Origin of the sequence: Plantactinospora sp. KBS50, from assembly GCF_002285795.1 — a bacterium.
Taxonomy (GTDB): Bacteria; Actinomycetota; Actinomycetes; order Mycobacteriales; family Micromonosporaceae; genus KBS50.
Genome location: NZ_CP022961.1, coordinates 5,724,297 through 5,743,222 on the forward strand (window position 1 = coordinate 5,724,297; position 18,926 = coordinate 5,743,222).

The 18,926-nt window shown below is 73.0% G+C and carries 13 protein-coding genes and 2 pseudogenes; 8 read left to right on the forward strand and 7 right to left on the reverse strand.

Translation table 11 applies throughout. From position 1 onward, the window contains the following. Positions 1–56: 56 nt before the first annotated feature. A complete protein-coding gene (locus CIK06_RS24690; RefSeq protein ID WP_095566811.1) occupies positions 57–1,319 on the reverse strand; it encodes an ABC transporter substrate-binding protein in 1,263 nt (420 codons plus the stop codon). 251 nt (positions 1,320–1,570) lie between these two features. On the opposite strand from CIK06_RS24690, the pseudogene CIK06_RS24695 reads away from it, so the two are divergent. The 4 genes and pseudogenes from CIK06_RS24695 to CIK06_RS24710 form a co-directional block, all read left to right on the forward strand. After that, a pseudogene (locus CIK06_RS24695) lies at positions 1,571–2,636 on the forward strand (bifunctional transcriptional activator/DNA repair enzyme AdaA); the annotation flags it as partial. A 541-nt stretch (positions 2,637–3,177) separates the two neighbouring features. Continuing rightward, positions 3,178–3,690 (forward strand): methylated-DNA--[protein]-cysteine S-methyltransferase, encoded by a 513-nt coding sequence (locus CIK06_RS24700; RefSeq protein WP_095566813.1) that lies wholly within the window; start codon positions 3,178–3,180, stop codon positions 3,688–3,690. A gap of 38 nt (positions 3,691–3,728) precedes the next feature. Next, complete coding sequence (locus tag CIK06_RS24705; protein WP_095566814.1) at positions 3,729–5,660, forward strand: ABC transporter ATP-binding protein; 1,932 nt, start codon at positions 3,729–3,731, stop codon at positions 5,658–5,660. Further along, positions 5,657–7,561 carry an ABC transporter ATP-binding protein gene (locus tag CIK06_RS24710; protein ID WP_095566815.1) on the forward strand — a complete coding sequence of 635 codons (1,905 nt, stop codon included), beginning with the start codon at positions 5,657–5,659 and terminating at the stop codon, positions 7,559–7,561. Before CIK06_RS24705 ends, CIK06_RS24710 begins: the two co-directional genes overlap by 4 nt. Before the next feature lie 149 nt (positions 7,562–7,710). Here the strand turns inward: CIK06_RS24710 and CIK06_RS24715 are convergent, their stop codons facing one another. Together CIK06_RS24715 and CIK06_RS24720 are read right to left on the reverse strand one after the other, a co-directional pair. Further along, on the reverse strand, positions 7,711–8,367 hold the full coding sequence (locus tag CIK06_RS24715) for a hypothetical protein (RefSeq protein ID WP_232533842.1): 657 nt from the start codon (positions 8,365–8,367) through the stop codon (positions 7,711–7,713). A 79-nt stretch (positions 8,368–8,446) separates the two neighbouring features. Beyond that, positions 8,447–9,201, reverse strand: a pseudogene (locus tag CIK06_RS24720) (hypothetical protein). Positions 9,202–9,288: 87 nt separating this feature from the next. Between CIK06_RS24720 and CIK06_RS24725 the strand changes: the two are divergent. Together CIK06_RS24725 and CIK06_RS24730 are read left to right on the forward strand one after the other, a co-directional pair. Continuing rightward, positions 9,289–10,476 carry a DNA recombination protein RmuC gene (locus CIK06_RS24725; RefSeq protein WP_095566816.1) on the forward strand — a complete coding sequence of 396 codons (1,188 nt, stop codon included), beginning with the start codon at positions 9,289–9,291 and terminating at the stop codon, positions 10,474–10,476. A gap of 68 nt (positions 10,477–10,544) precedes the next feature. Continuing rightward, the gene (locus CIK06_RS24730; protein ID WP_095566817.1) at positions 10,545–13,865 is read left to right on the forward strand and encodes a S8 family serine peptidase; all 3,321 of its coding nucleotides are present in this window, start codon (positions 10,545–10,547) and stop codon (positions 13,863–13,865) included. 113 nt (positions 13,866–13,978) lie between these two features. Here CIK06_RS24730 and CIK06_RS24735 read toward each other — a convergent pair whose 3' ends face one another. Further along, the gene (locus CIK06_RS24735; RefSeq protein ID WP_095566818.1) at positions 13,979–14,425 is read right to left on the reverse strand and encodes a hypothetical protein; all 447 of its coding nucleotides are present in this window, start codon (positions 14,423–14,425) and stop codon (positions 13,979–13,981) included. Positions 14,426–14,467: 42 nt separating this feature from the next. Continuing rightward, positions 14,468–15,505, reverse strand: coding sequence for a 4-hydroxy-3-methylbut-2-enyl diphosphate reductase (locus CIK06_RS24740; RefSeq protein ID WP_095566819.1), 1,038 nt, complete (start codon positions 15,503–15,505; stop codon positions 14,468–14,470). Between the two features lie 57 nt (positions 15,506–15,562). Between CIK06_RS24740 and xseA the strand changes: the two genes are divergently transcribed. Together xseA and CIK06_RS24750 are read left to right on the forward strand one after the other, a co-directional pair. Further along, a complete protein-coding gene (gene xseA / locus CIK06_RS24745; protein WP_095566820.1) occupies positions 15,563–16,786 on the forward strand; it encodes an exodeoxyribonuclease VII large subunit in 1,224 nt (407 codons plus the stop codon). 39 nt (positions 16,787–16,825) lie between these two features. After that, positions 16,826–17,053, forward strand: a complete 228-nt coding sequence (locus CIK06_RS24750; RefSeq protein ID WP_095566821.1) for an exodeoxyribonuclease VII small subunit — start codon at positions 16,826–16,828, stop codon at positions 17,051–17,053. Positions 17,054–17,193: 140 nt separating this feature from the next. Here CIK06_RS24750 and CIK06_RS24755 read toward each other — a convergent pair whose 3' ends face one another. Together CIK06_RS24755 and CIK06_RS24760 are read right to left on the reverse strand one after the other, a co-directional pair. Beyond that, positions 17,194–18,039: a hypothetical protein gene (locus tag CIK06_RS24755; protein WP_095566822.1), complete on the reverse strand. Its 846-nt coding sequence runs from the start codon at positions 18,037–18,039 to the stop codon at positions 17,194–17,196. A gap of 74 nt (positions 18,040–18,113) precedes the next feature. Then, positions 18,114–18,647 carry a DUF4245 domain-containing protein gene (locus CIK06_RS24760; protein ID WP_232533844.1) on the reverse strand — a complete coding sequence of 178 codons (534 nt, stop codon included), beginning with the start codon at positions 18,645–18,647 and terminating at the stop codon, positions 18,114–18,116. Positions 18,648–18,926: the final 279 nt, after the last annotated feature.

The window sequence follows — 18,926 nt, forward strand, 5'->3', positions numbered from 1 at the left end:
CCCGGCCGGCCAGCGGTGTGCGGCGGGACGCCGGGGGCGTCCCGCCGCACGCACGACTACTTCTTGGCGAACTGGGCGACCGCGGCGGCCATGGCCGTCTGCAGCCCCCCGGTGTCCTGGTCGCTGGAGAACTTGCCCAGCGCCGAACCGGCCGCACCCTGCAGCCCCTGCGAGCAGGCCGCGCCGTGTGCGCAGGACGGCACCTGGGTGGCCGACTTCCAGTCCGCGATCGCGGTCTGCTGGTACGCCGGGTAGTCGGCCGGGTTGGCGTCCGTACGGGCGGGGATCGAGCCCTTCTTGGTGTTGAACGCCTTCTGGCCCTCGGCGCTGCCGACGGTCTTCAGCCAGCACTTGGTGCCGTCCGCGTTCTTGGCGCCCTTGGGCAGCACGAACGAGTCGGCCAGCCACTGGAACGTGTTCCCGTTGCCCGGGAACGCGAAGTAGCCGTAGTCGGCGAAGCCCTTGGCGTCCAGGTCGGCGGCCTCCCAGTCGCCCATCAACTGGTAGCCGGCCTTGCCGTCCATGACCAGCTTCTCCGCGTCGGTCCAGTCGAACGTGTCGCGGTCCTTGTTGGAGTAGCCGAGCAGCTTCTTGAAGTCCTCGACGCCCTTGGTGACGTCGGCGCCCTTCCAGTCGGTGCTGCCGTTCCAGAGCCCGGTGAACCTGTCCGGACCCAGGTCGGTGATGAGCACCGCCTCCAGCAGCATCAGCTGGGTCCAGTCCTTGCCCAGCGCCAGCGGCGTGTCGACACCCTTGGACTTCAGCGTGTCCAGATCGGCGATGAACTCGTCGAGCGTGGTCGGGTCCTTGGTGATGCCGGCGTCGCTGAGCACCGACTTGTTGGTCCACACCACGTTGGCCCGGTGGATGTTCGCCGGGACCGAGTAGATCTTGCCGTCAACGGTCAGGTTGTCGATCAGCCCCTGCGGGAACGCGTCCTTGAGGCCCCACTCCTGGTACTCGGAGCTGAGGTCCTCGACCTGTCCGGCGTTGATGTAGTCGGACAGCTCCGCACCCGCGTGCGCCTGGAAGGTGTCTGGCGGATCGTTCTGCTGCAACCGGGACGCCAGCACCTGCTTGGCGTTCGAGCCTGCGCCACCCGCGATGGCACCGTTCTGGAACGTGTAGTCGGAGCACTCCGTGCCGAACACGCTCACCAGGCCGTCCAGGCCGGCCTTCTCGCCGCCGTCGGCCCACCAGGTGAACACCTCGACATCCTTGGAACTGCTTCCGCCGCCGTCTCCGCCGCCGCAGCCGGCCGACGCGAAGAGTGCGGCCACACCGACCACCGCCACCGCGGCTCGCCGGGAAAAGCCCATGACTCCCCACCTTCTTTTCGTGTTCTGGCAGCCGTAGGTGCTACGTCCACCACCCCGCAACACTCCGTCCTGCTCACGGCAAGTGTCAACGAACGTTGCCGTGTTGTTACCGTTCGGTAAATCCAGCCGCATAAGCGTCGATATACGTGCTTGGACACGCTTCCACGATGCGGGGCACGGGGGACGTTGCGGACAACCGCCAGGTCCGATTTCCGCGAGCATCCGGCCCGTACCGGCGGCACTATTGCCGCGTGGACCTGGACTTCGAACGGTGCTACCGGGCGGTCGACAGCCGCGACCCGCGGTTCGACGGCTGCTTCTACACCGCCGTCACCACCACCCGCATCTACTGCCGGCCGTCCTGCCCGGCCACCACCCCGAAGCGGCAGAATGTCCGGTTCTATCCGTCCTCTGCCGCCGCCCAGCGGGCCGGGTTCCGGGCCTGCCGGCGGTGCCGCCCGGACGCCTCGCCCGGCTCCCCGGAATGGGACGTCCGGGCCGACGTGACCGGGCGCGCCGTCCGGCTGATCGCGGACGGCGTGGTCGACCGGGAGGGGGTGCCCGGCCTGGCGGCCCGGCTCGGCTACACCGAACGGCACCTGCACCGGTTGTTGAGGGCCGAACTCGGCGCCGGCCCGCTGGCGCTGGCCCGGGCGCAGCGGGCGCAGACCGCCCGGATCCTGGTGGAGACGACCCGGCTCGGGCTCGCCGAGATCGCGTTCGCCGCCGGCTTCGGCAGCGTCCGGCAGTTCAACGACACCCTCCGCGAGGTGTACGGCACCACGCCGTCCCAACTGCGCTCCCGGCGACACGCGGCCGGGATCGGCGCGGGCACCATCACGCTCCGGCTGCCGTACCGGCCGCCGCTGCACGCACCGGCGCTGCTGGACTTCCTCACCCGGCGCGCGGTGGCCGGCGTCGAGGAGGTGACCGCCGGGACGTACCGGCGGGCCGTGCGGCTGCCGCACGGCCCGGCCCGGATCGCGCTCACCCTGGCCGGCACCGGCCGGGACCGCGGGTCCGGCGCCGCCGGCCCGCTCCGCCCACTGCCCGGGTACGTCGCCGCCACGCTGCACCTGAACGACGTACGCGATCTCGCCCCGGCGGTGGCCCGCTGCCGGTGGCTGCTGGACCTGGACGCCGACCCGCTCGCGGTGGACGCGGCACTGGCCACCGACCCGGCGCTGGCCGCCGCCGTGGCGGCCGAGCCGGGGGTTCGGGTGCCCCGGGCGGTCGACGGGTTCGAGATGGCGGTCCGGGCGATCGTCGGGCAGCAGGTCTCGGTGGCCGGCGCCCGGACCGTGCTCGCCCACCTGGTCCGGGCCGCGACCGACCGGAGCGGACCCGGCGGCGCTGGGGCGGACGCCGGCGGACCCGGCAGCGCTCGGGCGGACGCCGACACCCGCGACCGCGACGCCGGCGGACCCGGCGGCGATCTCGTCCCGTTCCCGAGCCCGGAGGCGGTGGCGGAACTGCCCGACGCGGCGTTCCGGATGCCCGGCGCCCGCCGGGAGACGATCCGGGCGGTGGCCCGGGCCTGCGCGGCCGGCGACCTGGATCTCGCCCCCGGCGCCGACCGGGCCGAGACCGTCGCCCGGCTGACCGCGCTGCCCGGCATCGGCCCCTGGACCGCCGGCTACGTGGCGATCCGCGCGTTCGGCGACCCGGACACGTTCCTGCACACCGACCTGGGCGCCCGCCGCGGCGCCGAGACCCTCGGCCTGCCGCGCGACCCGACCGGGTTGCACCGGTACGCGCAGCACTGGCGCCCCTGGCGCTCGTACGCTCTGCTGCGGCTCTGGCGGGCCGAATCGCATCCACTCGCGGGCGAGGCGCCCGCATCCATGGAGGAATCGGCATGACCATCCTGACCAGCAGCACCGTCGACACCCCGGTCGGAGCGTTCACCGTGCTTGTCGATCCCGACGGCGCGGTGCGGGCCGCGGGCTTCACCACCGACACCGACCCGCTGCTCGCCCTCGTCCATCCCAGCCTGCGCGCCCCGGTCCGGGCCCTGCCGGACGCGGGCGCCGCCACCCGGGCCGTCGCCGATTACCTGGACGGCCGGCTCGACGCGCTGGACGCGGTGCCGGTCCGCCAGCACACCGGCGGCGAGTTCCGCGACCGGGCGTGGCGGACGCTGCGCGAGGTCAAGCCCGGCCAGCCGGTCACCTACACCGGCTTCGCGGAGCTGACCGGCCGACCCCGGGCGGTCCGGGCGGCCGCGGCGGCCTGCGCGTACAACGCGGTAGCCCTCCTGGTCCCCTGTCACCGGGTGCTGCGCACGGACGGCAGCCTGGGCGGCTACCGGTGGGGGCTGGACGTGAAGAAGTGGCTTCTCGGTCACGAACGGCGGTTGACGACAACCTGACTCCCGGAGCGTCGCATCCGGCCGGTACGGTCGGGTATGTGCCTGCTACTCGTGATGACAACGCGGGGCGGGTGGCCGGGGGGCGGCACTCCTTGCACAACCTGTGGCGGCTGCGCCGGTACGTTCGGCCGTACGCCGGTCAACTCGTCTGGCTGATCCTCGCCGCGCTCGCGTCCACCGGGGCCAGCATCTCCGTACCGCTGGTGGTACGGCAGGTCGTGGACGGCCCCATCGCCCACCACGACCGGGCCGGGCTGCTCTGGCTGGGCGGCCTGGCCCTGGCGCTGGGCCTCCTGGAGGCCCTGCTGATCTTCGTCCGCCGCTGGGTGCAGGCCTCCTCGGCCACCGGCATCGAGGCGGCGATCCGCACCGACCTCTACGCCCACCTCCAGCGGCTGCCGGTGGGCTTCCACGACCGCTGGCAGTCCGGCCAGTTGCTGTCCCGGGCCACCAGCGACCTGTCGGTGATCCGCCGGTTCCTCTCGTTCGGGCTGATCTTCCTCGTCGTCAACCTGATCACGTACCTGACCGTGGTGGCGCTGCTGATCGGGCTGAACTGGCCGCTCGGCCTGCTCGTGGGCGCCAGCGCCGTGCCGTTGTTCCTGGTCAGCCGCAGGTTCACCCGGTACTACCTGGCCGCCTCGCGGCGCATGCAGGACCAGCTCGGCGACGTCGCCACGCTGGTCGAGGAGTCCGCGCAGGGACTGCGCACGATCAAGGCGTACGGCCGGCGGCCGCGGATGAGCCTCCAGTTCACCGACAGCGCCCGCGAGCTGCGGGACACGGCGGTGCGCAAGAGCCGGCTGCTCGCCCGTACCTCGGCCGAGTTCGACCTGGTGCCCAACCTGACCATGGCGGCGGTGCTGGTCGCCGGGACCATCGCCGCGGCCCGTGGCGCGCTCACCATCGGCGAACTCGTCGCGTTCGTCTCGCTCCAGCTGATGCTGGTCTGGCCGGTCGAGTCGCTCGGCTGGATCATCGCGAACGGGCAGGAGGCGATGACGGCCGCGGACCGGATCCAGGAGGTGCTGGACACCGAGCCGGAGATCATGGACCGGCCCGACGCGGTCGCGGTCGACCCGGCCGGCACGTCCGGCGCCGTACGCTTCGAGGACGTTCACTTCGGCTACCCCGGCACGCCGGCGCCGGTGCTGCGCGGCATCGACCTGATCGTCGAACCCGGTGAGACGGTGGCCATCGTGGGCGCCACCGGCAGCGGCAAGACCACCCTGCTGTCCCTGCTGCCCCGGCTGCACGACGTCACCGGCGGCCGGATCCTGCTGGACGGCCGGGACGTGCGGGACGTCAAGCTCGACTCGCTGCGGCACGTGGTGGCGGCCGCCTTCGAGGAGCCCACGCTCTTCTCGATGTCGGTCTGGGAGAACCTCACCCTCGGCCGCCCGGACGCCGACGAGGAGGAGGTCCGCGCCGCGCTCGCGGTGGCGCAGGCCGACTTCGTGTACGAGCTGCCGTGGGGGCTGTCGACCCGGATCGGCGAGCAGGGGCTGTCGCTGTCCGGTGGACAGCGGCAGCGGCTCGCGCTGGCCCGCGCGGTGCTCAGCCGGCCCCGGGTGCTGGTGCTGGACGACCCGCTGTCCGCGCTGGACGTGCACACCGAGGCGCTGGTGGAGCGGGCGCTCGCCCGGGTGCTGCGCGGCACCACCGCGCTGGTGGTGGTGCACCGGCCGTCGACCGTGTCGCTGGCCGACCGGGTGGCGCTGCTGGAGGGGGGCCGGATCACCGCCGTGGGCAGCCACTCCGAACTGCTGGCCACGGTGCCGGCGTACCGGGCCGTGCTGGCCGCCGGCGATGCCGCCGCGGACGCCGCGATCGGGGAAGCCGCGATCGGGGAAGCCGTCACCGCGGACGCCGCTGCGGACGCCGCCGGTGACGCCAGCGCGGACACCGGCGGCGAGCCGGCGGCGACGGGACCGGCGACCGCCGACGAGTGGGGGCTGGCCCGCTCATGACGCTCGGCACCTCGACCGACCGGACCGCCTCGCCGACCGGACCGCCGACCGACGGGACGCGCCCGGACATCGCCAGTTGGCGGGGCCGGGCCGTCGATGTCGACGCCGACCGGACCGCCGCCGAGGACACCAGCGCGCTCGCGGTGGCGCTGCTGCGCGCCCGCAGCCGGGCGCTGCTGCGTTCGCTGCTCCGCCCGCACCGGCGGCTGCTGCTCGTGACGGTGCTGCTGCTGCTCGTGCAGAACGCCGCGGCGATGGCCGGACCGTACCTGGTGATGCTCGGCATCGACCGGGCGATCGGGCCGCTCAAGGCCGGGAACTGGGCGCCGCTGACCGCGATCGGCGTGGTCTTCGTGCTGGCCGCCTTCGCCGACTACGCGGGCAAGCGCGGCTTCCTCACCCTGTCCGCCCGGATCGGCCAGGCCGTGCTGTTCGACCTGCGCCGCCGGGTGTACGACCACTTCCTGCGGCTGTCCGTCGGCTTCCACGAGCGGTACACCTCCGGCCGGGTGGTGGCCCGGTTGACCAGCGACATGGACTCGATCGCCGAACTCGCCGACGGCGGCATCGACGACCTCGTGCTGGCCGCCCTGTCGATCGTCTCGGTGGCCGGCATCCTGCTCTGGCTGGACACCCCGCTGGCCGCCGCGACGCTGCTGGCCTTCCCGTTCCTGCTCGCGCTGTCGGTCTGGTTCGCCCGGGCCAGCGCGGTGGCCTACCGGCGCACCCGCGAGGCCATCGCGCTGGTGATCGTGCACTTCGTCGAGTCGCTCGGCGGCATCCGCGCGGTGCAGGCGTTCCGTCGGGAGCCGCGCAACCAGCAGATCTTCGACGCGGTGAACGAGGACTACCGGAAGGTGAACCTGCGCGCCTTCCGGCTGCTCGCCAAGTACTCGCCGGGCATCAAGGTGATCGGCAACGTCACCATCGCGGTGGTGCTCACCTACGGCGGTTGGCGGGTGCTGCACGGCCGGATGGGCGTCGGCGTGCTGGCGGCGTTCCTGCTCTACCTGCGCCGCTTCTTCGAGCCGATGCAGGAGCTGAGCCAGTTCTACAACTCCCTCCAGTCGGCCACCGCCGCGCTGGAGAAGCTCTCCGGCGTACTGGACGAACGTCCGGCGGTGGCCGAGCCGGACCCGCCCGTCGCGCTGCCCACGGGAGCCGGACGCGGCCGGATCGAGTTCCGGGGCGTGAGCTTCGGCTACCGGCCGGACACGCTGATCCTGCCCGAACTCGACCTCGCGGTGCCGGCCGGGCAGACCGTGGCGCTGGTCGGGGCGACCGGCGCCGGCAAGTCCACCATCGCCAAGCTGGTCTCCCGGTTCTACGACCCGACCGGCGGCAGCGTCCTGCTGGACGGGGTGAACCTGCGCGACGTCGCCGAGGGCGACCTGCGGCGGGCGGTGGTGATGGTCACCCAGGAGACCCACCTGTTCGCCGGCACCGTGGCGGACAACATCCGCTTCGGCCGTCCCGAGGCCACCGACGAGCAGGTGGTGGCGGCGGCCCAAGCGATCGGCGCCGACGGCTTCATCGCCGCCCTTCCGGACGGCTACGACACCGACGTGCACCGCCGGGGCGGCCGGCTCTCCGCCGGGCAGCGGCAGCTCGTGGCGTTCGCCCGGGCGTTCCTCGCCGACCCGGCGGTGCTGATCCTCGACGAGGCCACCTCGGCGCTGGACGTGCCGAGCGAACGGCTGGTGCAGCGGGCGCTGCGGACCATCCTGCACGAACGCACCGCGCTGGTGATCGCGCACCGGCTGTCGACCGTGGAGATCGCCGACCGGGTGCTGGTGCTCGAACAGGGTCGGATCGTCGAGGACGGGCCGCCGGGCGAGCTGGTCGACACCGGCGGCCGGTACGCCGCGCTGCACCAGCAGTGGCGCGACAGCCTGGTGTGAGGGACGCGCCGGGGATGCCAGCACCCTGGGCGTCAGCACCCGGGAGCGGCGGCACCGGGGGTGTCAGCACCGGGGTGCCAGAACCGGGGTGTCAGCACGCTGGGCGTCAGAACCGGGGTGTCAGAACCGGGAGCGGCGGCACCGGGGGGTCAGAACCCGCGCAGGAAGCGCAGGCCGAGCAGGAACGCCAGCACCGCCGGACCGATCGCCAGGGTGACCGCCGGCAGCCGGTACGGCATCCGGTGCCGGGCCGCCTCCACCCCGTTCGCGGCGATCACCAGGCCGGCCGCCATGAGGAAGGCGCCCCACCAGCCGGCCGGCAGTCGCACCCGGCCGGTGTGCCCCAGCAGGAACGCGACGCCGAGCCCGACGACGACCAGGCCCAGCAGGGCGACCGTCCGGTGCAGCACCCGCAGCAGCGGATGCTCCGGCCGCCAGAGGTAGGTGCCGGCGATCGACAGCGCCGGCAGGCTGATCATCAGCGGCCAGCCGAAGCCCATCGCCGCCAGCATCAGCAGGGCCCCGACGGCGGAGACCAGCACCCCCAGGCAGGCCACGACGTAGCCGACGAGCGCCCGGCTACCGCCGCGGACCAGCAGCGGTACGCCGCAGGCGGCGATCAGGGCACCCGGGGTCAGCACGAAGCCGGCCCACCAGTGGAACCGGCCGAGCGCCTGCGCGACCGCCGTCACCAGCCCCACCGCCACGGCGGCCAGCCCCAGCCCGAACAGCCAGGCGCGGGCCGCGCCGAACCGGACCGGGTACGCCGCATCCGCCGGATCCGCCGGAGATGTCTGCACGCTCACGCCTCACATGCTGCCCCGCGGACCCGGACCGGACCATCCGGCCAGCCCTACCATCCGCCGGCCGGAAGCCCGGACCACTCTAGAAGTCGCCTCCGAAGTCGCCGCCGCCGAAGTCGCCACCGCCGAAGTCGCCACCGCCGCCCCAGTCGCCGGAGTCGGCGAAGTCCTGGCCGCCGTCGCCCCCGCCGTCCCCGCCACCGTCACCGTCTCCGAAGCCGTCTTGGAAACCCTCCTGGTAGCCGGCCTCGTAGCTGTGCCCCGGGTCGCCCCAGGCGGGCGAGAAGAGCGCGTCGGCGATCAGCATCCCGCCGACCACACCCGCCCCGGCGCCGAGGGCGGTCTTCCACCAGGGGGTCGAGTACCACCCGGCGGGCACCGGCCGGCCCTGGTAGCGGCCGCCCGGGTAGTAGTACGGGGTGTCCTGTCCCGGCTGCGGGCCGGCCCGGAACGTCTGCCCCTGCACGTCGACCTCGCGTTCCTTGGTCAGCTGCCCGACCCCGCGGGCGGCGGCCAACGCCGGCAGCTCGGGACCCGGATCGATGCCCATGGCGGTCCGGGCGGCGCGGATGTAGGTCAGACCCTCCAGCGCGGTTTCCCGGGCGAGTTCGAACTGCTTGGCCGTCCGGGCCTGTTCCAGCTGGCTGCCGGCCGCGTTGTACCGCTCCCCCGCGTCGACGAGCGCCTGCCGTACCGCCGGCTCGTCACCGTGCAGGTTCATCAACTGCCCACCAAGGCGCTCGTACCAGCGCTGCGCCTCGGCGCGGGCGTCCGCCAGCGCCGCGGCTTCTCGCGACCTGCCCCTCGACGCCAGAACACGAACGCACCTCCGAGCATCAACAGCAACACGACCAGCAGGACACCATCCATCCCTGAACGGTACCCAGCGCTGTCCCGTCGCAGGAAACTGGCAAGCTTGCCTGGATGGATGCCTCGACGGTGGCCGTGGTGCTGATCTGCCTTGCAGTCGGCGCGGCGCTCGGATGGTTCGCCGGGCGTGCCCGGTCCGCTGCGCAGATTGCCCGGCTGGAGGCCACTCTGCAGGCCACCCGGGACGGTGAGGGCCGGCTGGAGCAGTCGATGCGGGCACTGTCCTACGAGGCCACGGCCCAGTCGCAGGAGGCGGTCGCGCGGGCGGTGGCACCGCTGCACGAGACGCTGCGCCGGTACGAGCTGCGGGTGGCCGAGCTGGAACGCGAGCGGGTCGACGCGTACGCCGAACTGCGCGAGCAGGTCCGCGCGATGAGCACGGTCTCCGGTGAGCTGCGCACCGAGACCAAGCAGCTCGTCGCGGCGCTGCGTGCCCCGCAGGTGCGCGGCCGGTGGGGTGAGCACCAGCTCCGGCGGATCGTGGAGGCGGCCGGCATGCTGGAGCACTGCGACTTCGCCGAGCAGGTCACCGCGAGCGCCGACGGTCAGGGCGTGGTACGCCCCGACCTGGTGGTCCGGCTGCACGGAGGCCGGTCGGTGGTGGTGGACGCGAAGGCGCCGTTCGACGCGTACCTGTCCGCCATGGAGGCCCGGGACGAGCGGACCCGCAACGGCCAGCTCGACGCGCACGCCCGGGCGCTGCGCTCGCACGTGGACGCCCTGTCGGCCAAGTCGTACTGGGCGGCCTTCCCGTCCGCGCCCGAGTTCGTGGTGCTGTTCGTGCCGGCGGACCCGTTCCTGGACGTGGCGCTGCAACGGGACCCGACGCTGCTGGAGCACGCCTTCGCCCGCAACATCGTGCTGGCCACCCCGGCCACGCTGGTGGCGCTGCTGCGGACGGTGGCCTACGCCTGGCGGCAGGAGGCGCTGGCCCGCAACGCGGTGGCCGTGCACGAGCTGGCCCGCGAGCTGTACGGCCGGCTGTCCACTCTGGGCGACCACGTGAGCCGGCTGGGCAACGCCCTCGGTACGGCGGTGACCGCGTACAACCGGGCGGTGGGCTCGCTGGAGGCGCGGGTCCTGGTCAGCGCGCGCAAGCTCGCCGATCTCGGCGTCTCCGGCACGGAGTTGGTGGCTCCGCCGCAGGTGGAGCTGGCTCCCCGGGCGCCGCAGGCGCCGGAGTTGGTGGACCGGTCGATGGCTGACGCCGAGGAGCACCGGTTGCTTCGCGACAATTACTAATGTCGATCGCACTATGTCACGGCGCCATCACAACGCCGCCCACGGTAGTGACACATGGCCGCCGATGAATGAAGGATGCGTCACACCCGCCCCACGTCGATGGGGCCTCTTCTGGAGGAAGAGACGGTGACCAACCCCCGAACTGGACCCGGCGCGCCTGCGCCGGACTCCTCACCTCCGTCCTGGCGGTCGGCGCGGCGGCGCTTGCCGGCGGCGCGAGCGCCAGCGCCGACCCGGCGAACGATCCGGACACCCTGAAGGACTCCCCCGCGCGTACCCTCGGCGCGCACGACATGGACCTGCTGGCCACGGCGAAGGCCAAGCGCCAGAAGACCGTCATGCTGATCATCGCCACCGACAAGGGGCGGGCCAGGGAGGTCGCGAGCGGGCTCGCGAAGCTCGGCGGCACCGTCGGCAAGGAGGTCGACGCCGTCGGCTACGTCCGCGCGCAGGTGCCGACGGCCGCCGTGCTCAAGGCCGCGAAGCTGCCCGGTGTGACGGCGGTCGACCTCGACGAGACCATTCCGCTGCCGAAGCCGGAGCCGGTGACCGCGGCCGACGGCAGCGCCGGCACCGTCGCCGTCGACGCACCGGGACCGGACACCCCGGCGGCCAACCCGTACCTGCCGACGAACGAGACGGGTGCCGTCTCCTTCAAGCGGGCGCACCCGGAGTGGGACGGCCGGGGCGTGACCATCGGCATCATGGACTCCGGCGTCGACCTGGACAACCCCGCCCTCCAGACCACCTCCACCGGAGAGCGGAAGATCGTCGACTGGTTCACCGCCACCGACCCGATCTACGACGGCGACGGCACCTGGCGGGCCATGCTCACCGAGGTCACCGGCCCGACGTTCAGCTACGCCGGGGCCACCTGGACCGCGCCGGCCGGCACGTGGCGGGTCAACCGGTTCTCCGAGTCGATCACGGCCGGCGGCGACCCCGGCGGCGACGTGAACCGGGACGGCGACACCACCGACACCTTCGGGATCCTCTACGACCCGGTCAGCCACGACATCCGGGTGGACACCAACCAGAACAACGACTTCACCGACGACGCCGTCATGCGGCCGTACCGGGAGCGGTACGACGTGGGCCACTTCGGCACCGACGACCCGGCCACCCCGCTCCGCGAGCAGATGCCGTTCACCGTGGAGTACCGGCAGGACGTCGACCTCAGCCCCTACGGCGGCCCGTACGTGGGGCAGACGACCGACTTCGTCAACATCGGCATCGTCGAGGCGCAGCACGGATCGCACGTGGCCGGCATCACGGCGGCGTACAACATGTTCGGCAACGCCGAGTTCAACGGTGCGGCGCCGGGCGCCAAGCTGGTCTCGGCCCGGGCCTGTAGCTGGAGCGGCGGCTGCACCTACGCGGCGCTTACCGACGGCATGGTCGAGCTGGTGGTCAACCGGCACGTCGACGTGGTCAACATGTCGATCGGCGGCCTGCCGGCGCTCAACGACGCCAACAACGCGCGGGCGCAGCTCTACGACCGCCTGATCGACGACTACGGGGTGCAGATGTTCATCTCGGCCGGCAACTCCGGGCCGGGTGTGAACACCGTGGGCGACCCGTCCGTGGCCACCAACGTGGTGAGCGTCGCCGCCGGCATCAGCCGGGCGACCTGGCTGGCCAACTACGGCTCGGTCACCCGCACGCCGTACCAGTTGTTCAACTTCTCGTCCCGCGGACCGCGTGAGGACGGCGGTTTCAAGCCGAACATCACCGCGCCCGGCTCGGCGATCTCCACCACCCCGCTCTGGCAGGCGGGGGCGCCCGTACCGGACGCCGGCTACTCGTTGCCGCCCGGCTACTCGATGCTGAACGGCACCTCGATGGCCGCGCCGGAGGCGACCGGCGCCGCGGCGCTGCTGCTGTCGGCCGCCAAGGCCACCGACCGGGGTGTCACCCCGGCCGCGCTGCGGCGGGCCATCTACAGCTCGGCCAGGTGGATCGACGGCGCCCCGGCGTACGGCCAGGGCTACGGCCAGTTCAACGTCCCGGGCGCCTGGGCGCTGCTGCGTACCGGGATCGAGACCCGGACCTACACCTCCCAGGCTCCGGTCTGCACCCCGCTGTCGGACTACCTGGCCACGCCCGGCAAGGGCACGGGCATCTACAACCGGTGCTCGGCCGGCGCGGGCGGGCAGCGGCCCGGGGTCGCCAAGACCTATACCGTGAAGATCACCCGTACCTCGGGGCCGACCAGGACGGTCAAGCACGACCTGAGCTGGGTGGGCAACGACGGGACCTTCAAGGCGCCCAAGCACGTGGCACTGCCGCTCAACAAGACCGTCAAGATCCAGGTGACCGCGAAGGGCGACGCGGGGGCGCACGGGGCGATCCTGCGGGTCGACGACCCGGCCACCCCCGCGGTGGACTTCGAGGTCATGGCGAGCGTGGTGATCGGCAACCAGGTCAAGCGGCCGGACTTCGCCTACTCCGCCGCCGGCTCGGTCGACCGGAACCTGACCCGATCCTACTTCGTCACCGTGCCCGAGGGCGCCGCCGCGCTCCAGGTGAACCTCTCCGGCATCGCGACCGGTTCGCAGACCCGGTTCATCGCGATCAACCCGTACGGCGTGCCGGTGGAGAGCACCGCGTCCACGGCCTGCTTCACCAACTACTCGGATGCGAACGTCTGCAATCCGCAGGAACGCGACTACCAGAACCCGCTGCCGGGGATCTGGGAGATCGAGGTCGAGGCGCGGCGGACCTCGCCGGCGCTGAACAACCCGTTCCAGCTCACCGCCCGCGTGCAGGGCGTCACGGTCGACCCGGCCGTGCTCGACCTGCCCAGCGTCACCGCGGGTGAACCCACCCCGGTGACCTGGACGGTGACCAACGCCTTCGGGCCGGTCACCGTGCACGGCGAGGGCGGCCCGCTCGGCAGTTCGGCCGCCGGCCGGCCGAGCATCGCCGACGGCGAGACGCAGACGTTCCAGGTCACGGTGCCGGCCGGGGCCACCCGGCTGGACATCGGGATCAAGAACCCGAGCGACCCGAGTGCCGACCTCGATCTCTACGTCCGCAGGGACGGGGTCGAGGTGGGCCGGTCCGCGGACGGCGACTCCGACGAGTCGGTCTCGATCGCCAACCCGGCGCCGGGAACGTACGAGATCGAGATCGACGGCTACTCGGTGCCGGCCGGCACCACCGAGTACGACTACCGGGACGTGTTCTACTCGCCCTCGCTGGGCAGCGTCTCGGTGTCGCCCTCGACCGTGACCCTCGGGTACGGCGACAGCGCCACGATCAGCGGCACGGTCACCGCCGACGCGGCGCCCGAGTCGGGCCGGCAGTTGTTCGGCGAGGTGCGGGTGGTCACCGATGAGGGCGCGGTCGTCGGCCGCGGCGCCGTCACCATCGGCAGCGTCGGCTAGGACGCGCCTGCCGCAGCTGCGCGGAGCCCGCCACCGGACCAGGTGGCGGGCTCCGTCCGATCTTCGTTGCCGTTGCGCTGCCGGACCCGAAAGCGCGGGTCAGGAGGCGCGGGTCAGGAGGCGCGGGCGCTCTCCACCACCAGCGGGGTGCCCTGCTGGCAGGTGGTCACCATGTCCGGCTGCACCTGCCCGTCGACGCTGACGCTCGCCCCGGGCTTCAGGACGTCCCGGGGACCGCCCACCAGCAGGTAGCCGTTCAGCAGGAGGCAGTTGCCCTCGACCCCGGGGGCGATGGTGCCGGTGATCGTGACGCGGGCGCCCGGGGTGGGGTTGGTGGGCGGCTTGGGCGGCCGCACGGTCTGCGGCGGGGACTTCGGCCGGGGCGAGGAGACGGGCGGCTCGCTGGGACCGCTGGAGCCGCTGGGGGTGGCGGACGGAACGCTGGTCACCGGGGAACCTCCGGACCGGGTCGGTGCGGGCGCGGGGGTCCCGTCGCCGCAGCCTCCGAGGGTGAGACCGGCGACGACGAGGGCTGCGGCCAGCCACGTGGTTCTGCTCATGCCACCTTTGACGGTACGACCCCGGCCGCGCGTTCCCGGCCCTCAGCGCTCGTCGATGCTGGCCGCCAGCGCCGCCGCCTCCTGCGCCCGGCGCGCCTCGGCGGCCTTCATGTCCCGCTTCAACTCGCGCGGCAGCGCGAACGTCAGGTGTTCGTCGGCGGTGGTCACCTCGGCCACGTCGGTGAAGCCGCGCTCGGCCAGGTGGTCGAGCACCTGCATGACCAGGTCGTCCGGGACGCTCGCCCCCGAGGTCAGGCCGACCGTGCCCGCACCGGCGAGCCATTCGTCCCGGATCTCGGACGCGTAGTCGATCAGGTGCCCGGCCCGGGCGCCGGCGTCCAACGCCACCTCGACGAGGCGGACCGAGTTGGAGGAGTTGCGCGAGCCGACCACCAGCACCACGTCGCAGTCCGGGGCGATCTGCTTCACCACGTGCTGCCGGTTGGAGGTGGCGTAGCAGATGTCGTCGCTGGGCGGGGACTGCAGCAGCGGCAGCCGGCGCTTGAGCCGGGCCACGGTCTCCAGCGTCTCGTCCACCGACAGGGTGGTCTGGGAGAGCCAGACGACCTTCTCCGGATCCCGCACGGTGATGCTGTCGGCGTGCTCGGGGCCGTCCACCAGTTGGATGTGCGCGGGGGCCTCGCCGGCGGTGCCGATGACCTCCTCGTGGCCCTCGTGGCCGATGAGCAGGATGTCGTAGTCCTCCGCGGCGAACCGGCGGGCCTCCTGGTGCACCTTCGTGACCAGCGGGCAGGTGGCGTCGATCGCCCGCAGGGAGCGGGTGCGGGCCTGCTCGTACACCTCCGGGGCGACGCCGTGCGCCGAGAAGATCACGATGGCCCCCTCGGGGACCTCCTCGTTCTCCTCCACGAAGATCGCGCCCTGCCGCTCCAGAGTCGAGACGACGTGCTTGTTGTGCACGATCTGTTTCCGTACGTAGATGGGTGCGCCGTAGAGCTTGAGCGCCTCCTCGACGGTCTGCACCGCCCGGTCGACCCCCGCGCAGTAGCCGCGGGGCTTCGCCAGGAGCACACGCTTGCCGGTCCGGGATGTCACCTGAGCGTCGGTCACGTACCCCATCCTACGTTCCCGGCCCGCCCCGACCGGATCTGGCGAGGCGGCCCGTAGGCTGGCCGGGTGGCCGCCCCCGACATTCCGCCCAGCAGTTCCGACCAGCCGTGGCCGGTCCGGGTGGTCAGCCAGAAGCTGAGCGCGTGGATCGCCAAGCTGGGCTGGGTCTGGGTGGACGGCCAGGTGGCGCAGATCAGCCGGCGCCCCGGTGCGGCCACGGTCTTCCTCACCCTGCGCGACCCGTCGGCGGACCTCAGCCTCACCGTCACCACGAACCGGGACGTCCTCGACTCCGGCGCTCCCGAGCTGCGCGAGGGGGCGCGGATCGTCCTGCACGCCCGGCCGGAGTTCTACGCCGCCCGCGGCACCCTCAGCCTGCGGGCCGACCAGGTCCGGCAGGTCGGGCTCGGCGAGCTGCTGGCCCGGCTGGAGAAGCTCAAGAAGCTGCTCGCCGCCGAGGGCCTGTTCGACCGGTCCCGCAAGCGGCGCCCGCCGTTCCTGCCCGGCCGGGTCGGGCTGATCACCGGCCGCGCCTCGGCCGCCGAGCGCGACGTGCTGAGCAACGCCCGGCGGCGCTGGCCGTCCGTGGAGTTCCGGACCATGAACGTCGCGGTGCAGGGGCCCTCGGCCGTGCCGCAGATCCTCGACGCGCTCGCGGTGCTGGACGCCGACGAGAGCGTCGACGTGATCATCCTGGCCCGGGGCGGCGGCGGGGTCGAGGACCTGTTGCCGTTCTCCGACGAGGCGCTGTGCCGCGCCGTGTTCGCCTGCCGCACGCCGGTGGTGAGCGCGATCGGGCACGAGACCGACACGCCGCTGGTGGACTACGTCGCCGACGTCCGCGCCTCCACCCCCACCGACGCGGCCAAGCGGATCGTGCCGGATCTGGGCGAGGAACTGCGGCTGATCCGGCAGGCCCGGCAGCGCCTCGACCGCGCCGTCACGGGCTTCATCGACCGCGAGTCGCACCGGCTCGACGGGCTGCGCTCCCGGCCGGTGCTGGCCCGGCCGCAGGTCATGCTGGATCAGCGGGCCGGCGACGCCGCGGCGCTGCGCGACCGCGGCCGGCGCTGCCTGGACCACCGGCTCGCCGGCGCCGAGGGCGAGTTGCGGCACACCCTCGCCCGGCTGCGGGCGCTCTCCCCCGCCGCGACGCTGGACCGGGGGTACGCGATCGTCCAGCGCGCCGACGGGCAGGTGGTCCGCGCTGCGGCCGAGGTCGGCAAGGGTGACCAGATCCGGGTACGCCTCGCCGAGGGCGAGTTGGCCGCCACCGTGGACGCGCCCTGAGCCGCTGCCGGACCGGCGATGTGCTGAGATGGGACGGCCATGGCTGAGCAGAAGACGAACGGGACCGAGCCGGACGAGCGGCTGAGCTACGAGCAGGCCCGCGCCGAGTTGGCGTCGGTGGTCGAGCGGCTGGAGGCCGGCGGCACGTCGCTGGAGGATTCCCTCGCGCTCTGGGAGCGCGGGGAGCGGCTGGCCGGGATCTGCCAGCGCTGGCTGGACGGCGCCCGGGAGCGGATCGAGGCGGCCCGCCAGGCGCCGTCGGACTGACCCGCGTCACAGGCGCCAACGCACGACGGCGCGCAGCTCGGACCGGCGCCGCACGCGCGCGGGACGGACCGACCGGCATCGACGCGGACGGCGGACCGGGTCCGCGGCCCGGTCCGCCGTCCGCCGTCCGTGTACCGCCGTCAGCGGTTGAACAACTGGTACAGCTCCGGCGGCGCCTCCTGGGTCTCGCTCGCCGCGGGCTTCTGGGCCGGCGTCGCGGCACCGTAGTCCGAGTAGCTGATCTTCAGCTCCCGCGCCTTGGTCTGGGCCGTGGTCGGGACCTGGATGGCCAGGTTGGTCAGCCGGCCCTGCTCGTCCACCATCGCGGTGAACGGCACCGAGGTGGCCCGGTCGCCGAGCGCCGCGACCAGGGCCTGATCGGCCAGCCGGGACCCGCTCGTCCTGGTCAGGTCGATGATGCCGGCGTACTGGCCGGTGGCGGTCTGCCCGACGCTCACCACCGCCCGCGCCAGCCCCTCGCTGCCGGCCGGGTCCAGTTGGTCGAAGTTGAAGATCAGGTCCTGGCTGTCCTTCGCCCGGGCCGGGTCGATGTGCAGGTACCTGCCGGAGTACTGCTTCAGCGCGGGCACCGCGTCGGCCGCCGCGCCGTCGAAGGTGACCCTCACCCAGGTGTCCGGCTCGATGTAGATCAGGTCGAGGTCCATCGCGAGGTCCGAGGTCGCGTCGCCCAGCCCGCTGTGCAGTTGCGCGCTGTGGCTCGGCTTGTGCACCGTGCCGGTCGCGGTCGTCCCGCCGGAGTCGAGGCTGAACCGGAAGTTGCCGTTGCCGATCTCCCGGGTCGCGTCGAGCAGCGTCTGCTTCGCGTCGCCCGGCGCGGCCGACGTTGTCGCGCTCGGTGCGATGCCCACGGACGGCGTGGCCGAGGATTCCGCGTCGGACTCGGCGCCGGGTTGTTTGCAGGCGGTAAGGCCGGGAACGAGCATCGCGGCGGTCAGCCCGACGACGCTCCACCGTCGGATGTTCACGTGGCCTCCAGTGGTCGTCCGGCGGCCGGGCCGCCGGAGGCGGGGCGACGGGCCCCACCGGCACGTCGCTCGGGTCAGCGACCCGGCCCGTGCAGCACCACCACCAGGTCTCGGAGTATCTGTTCCCCGACGACACCGACCACAATCACTGTCCGGTCCGATTCCAGCAGCACCAGCGCCCGCTCACCGGGCCTGGCCGGGTACGACTGCCATTCGCGACCCTTGATCTCGACGGCCCCCTCGGAGCGGCCCGAGCTGCCCAACTCGGCCGGCAGCAGCTTCTCCGCCGGCACGCTGCTCTCCACCAGTTGCACGCCGGAGCCGTCCACGACGTACCCGATCCGGAGCGTGCCGCCGCCCTCGACGCGCTGGAAGGTGGACCGCACGACGGTCCACCCATCCGGCGGCGAGCCGGGTTCGAGGACCGGGAACAGCTTGGCGGCCCGCGCCGCGGCCACCGACTCCGCCGGGTCCACCGCGATCGGCTCGTCGCCGCCGAGGACCACCCGGTAGAACGAGATGAACAGCACGATCGGGATCAGCAGCACCAGCAGCGAGAGCGCCATCTCCTTCGGCGAGCGCTCCGACCGCCGGGCCGCACGGATCACCTCGGCACGGTCGGCATTGTCCGCTTCCGCCGGCGGGGTCCGGTCGGGGCGGATCGGGTCGGTTGCTGCCCGGTCGACCTGTACGGGACCGGCAGGCTGAACAGCGTCCACCCAACCATCTTGCCAGCCCCGCGGCGAATACCGCCGAGCGGAGTAGGTTACCGCCATCTGCGTCACCCCGGGGGCCGACCCGGCATAAAGTTGACCATCGTGTCAGGATTCCTGGCGGGCACCACCCGGCCAGGTTCTCCTGACCGGGGCACCCTGCCAGGGACAACT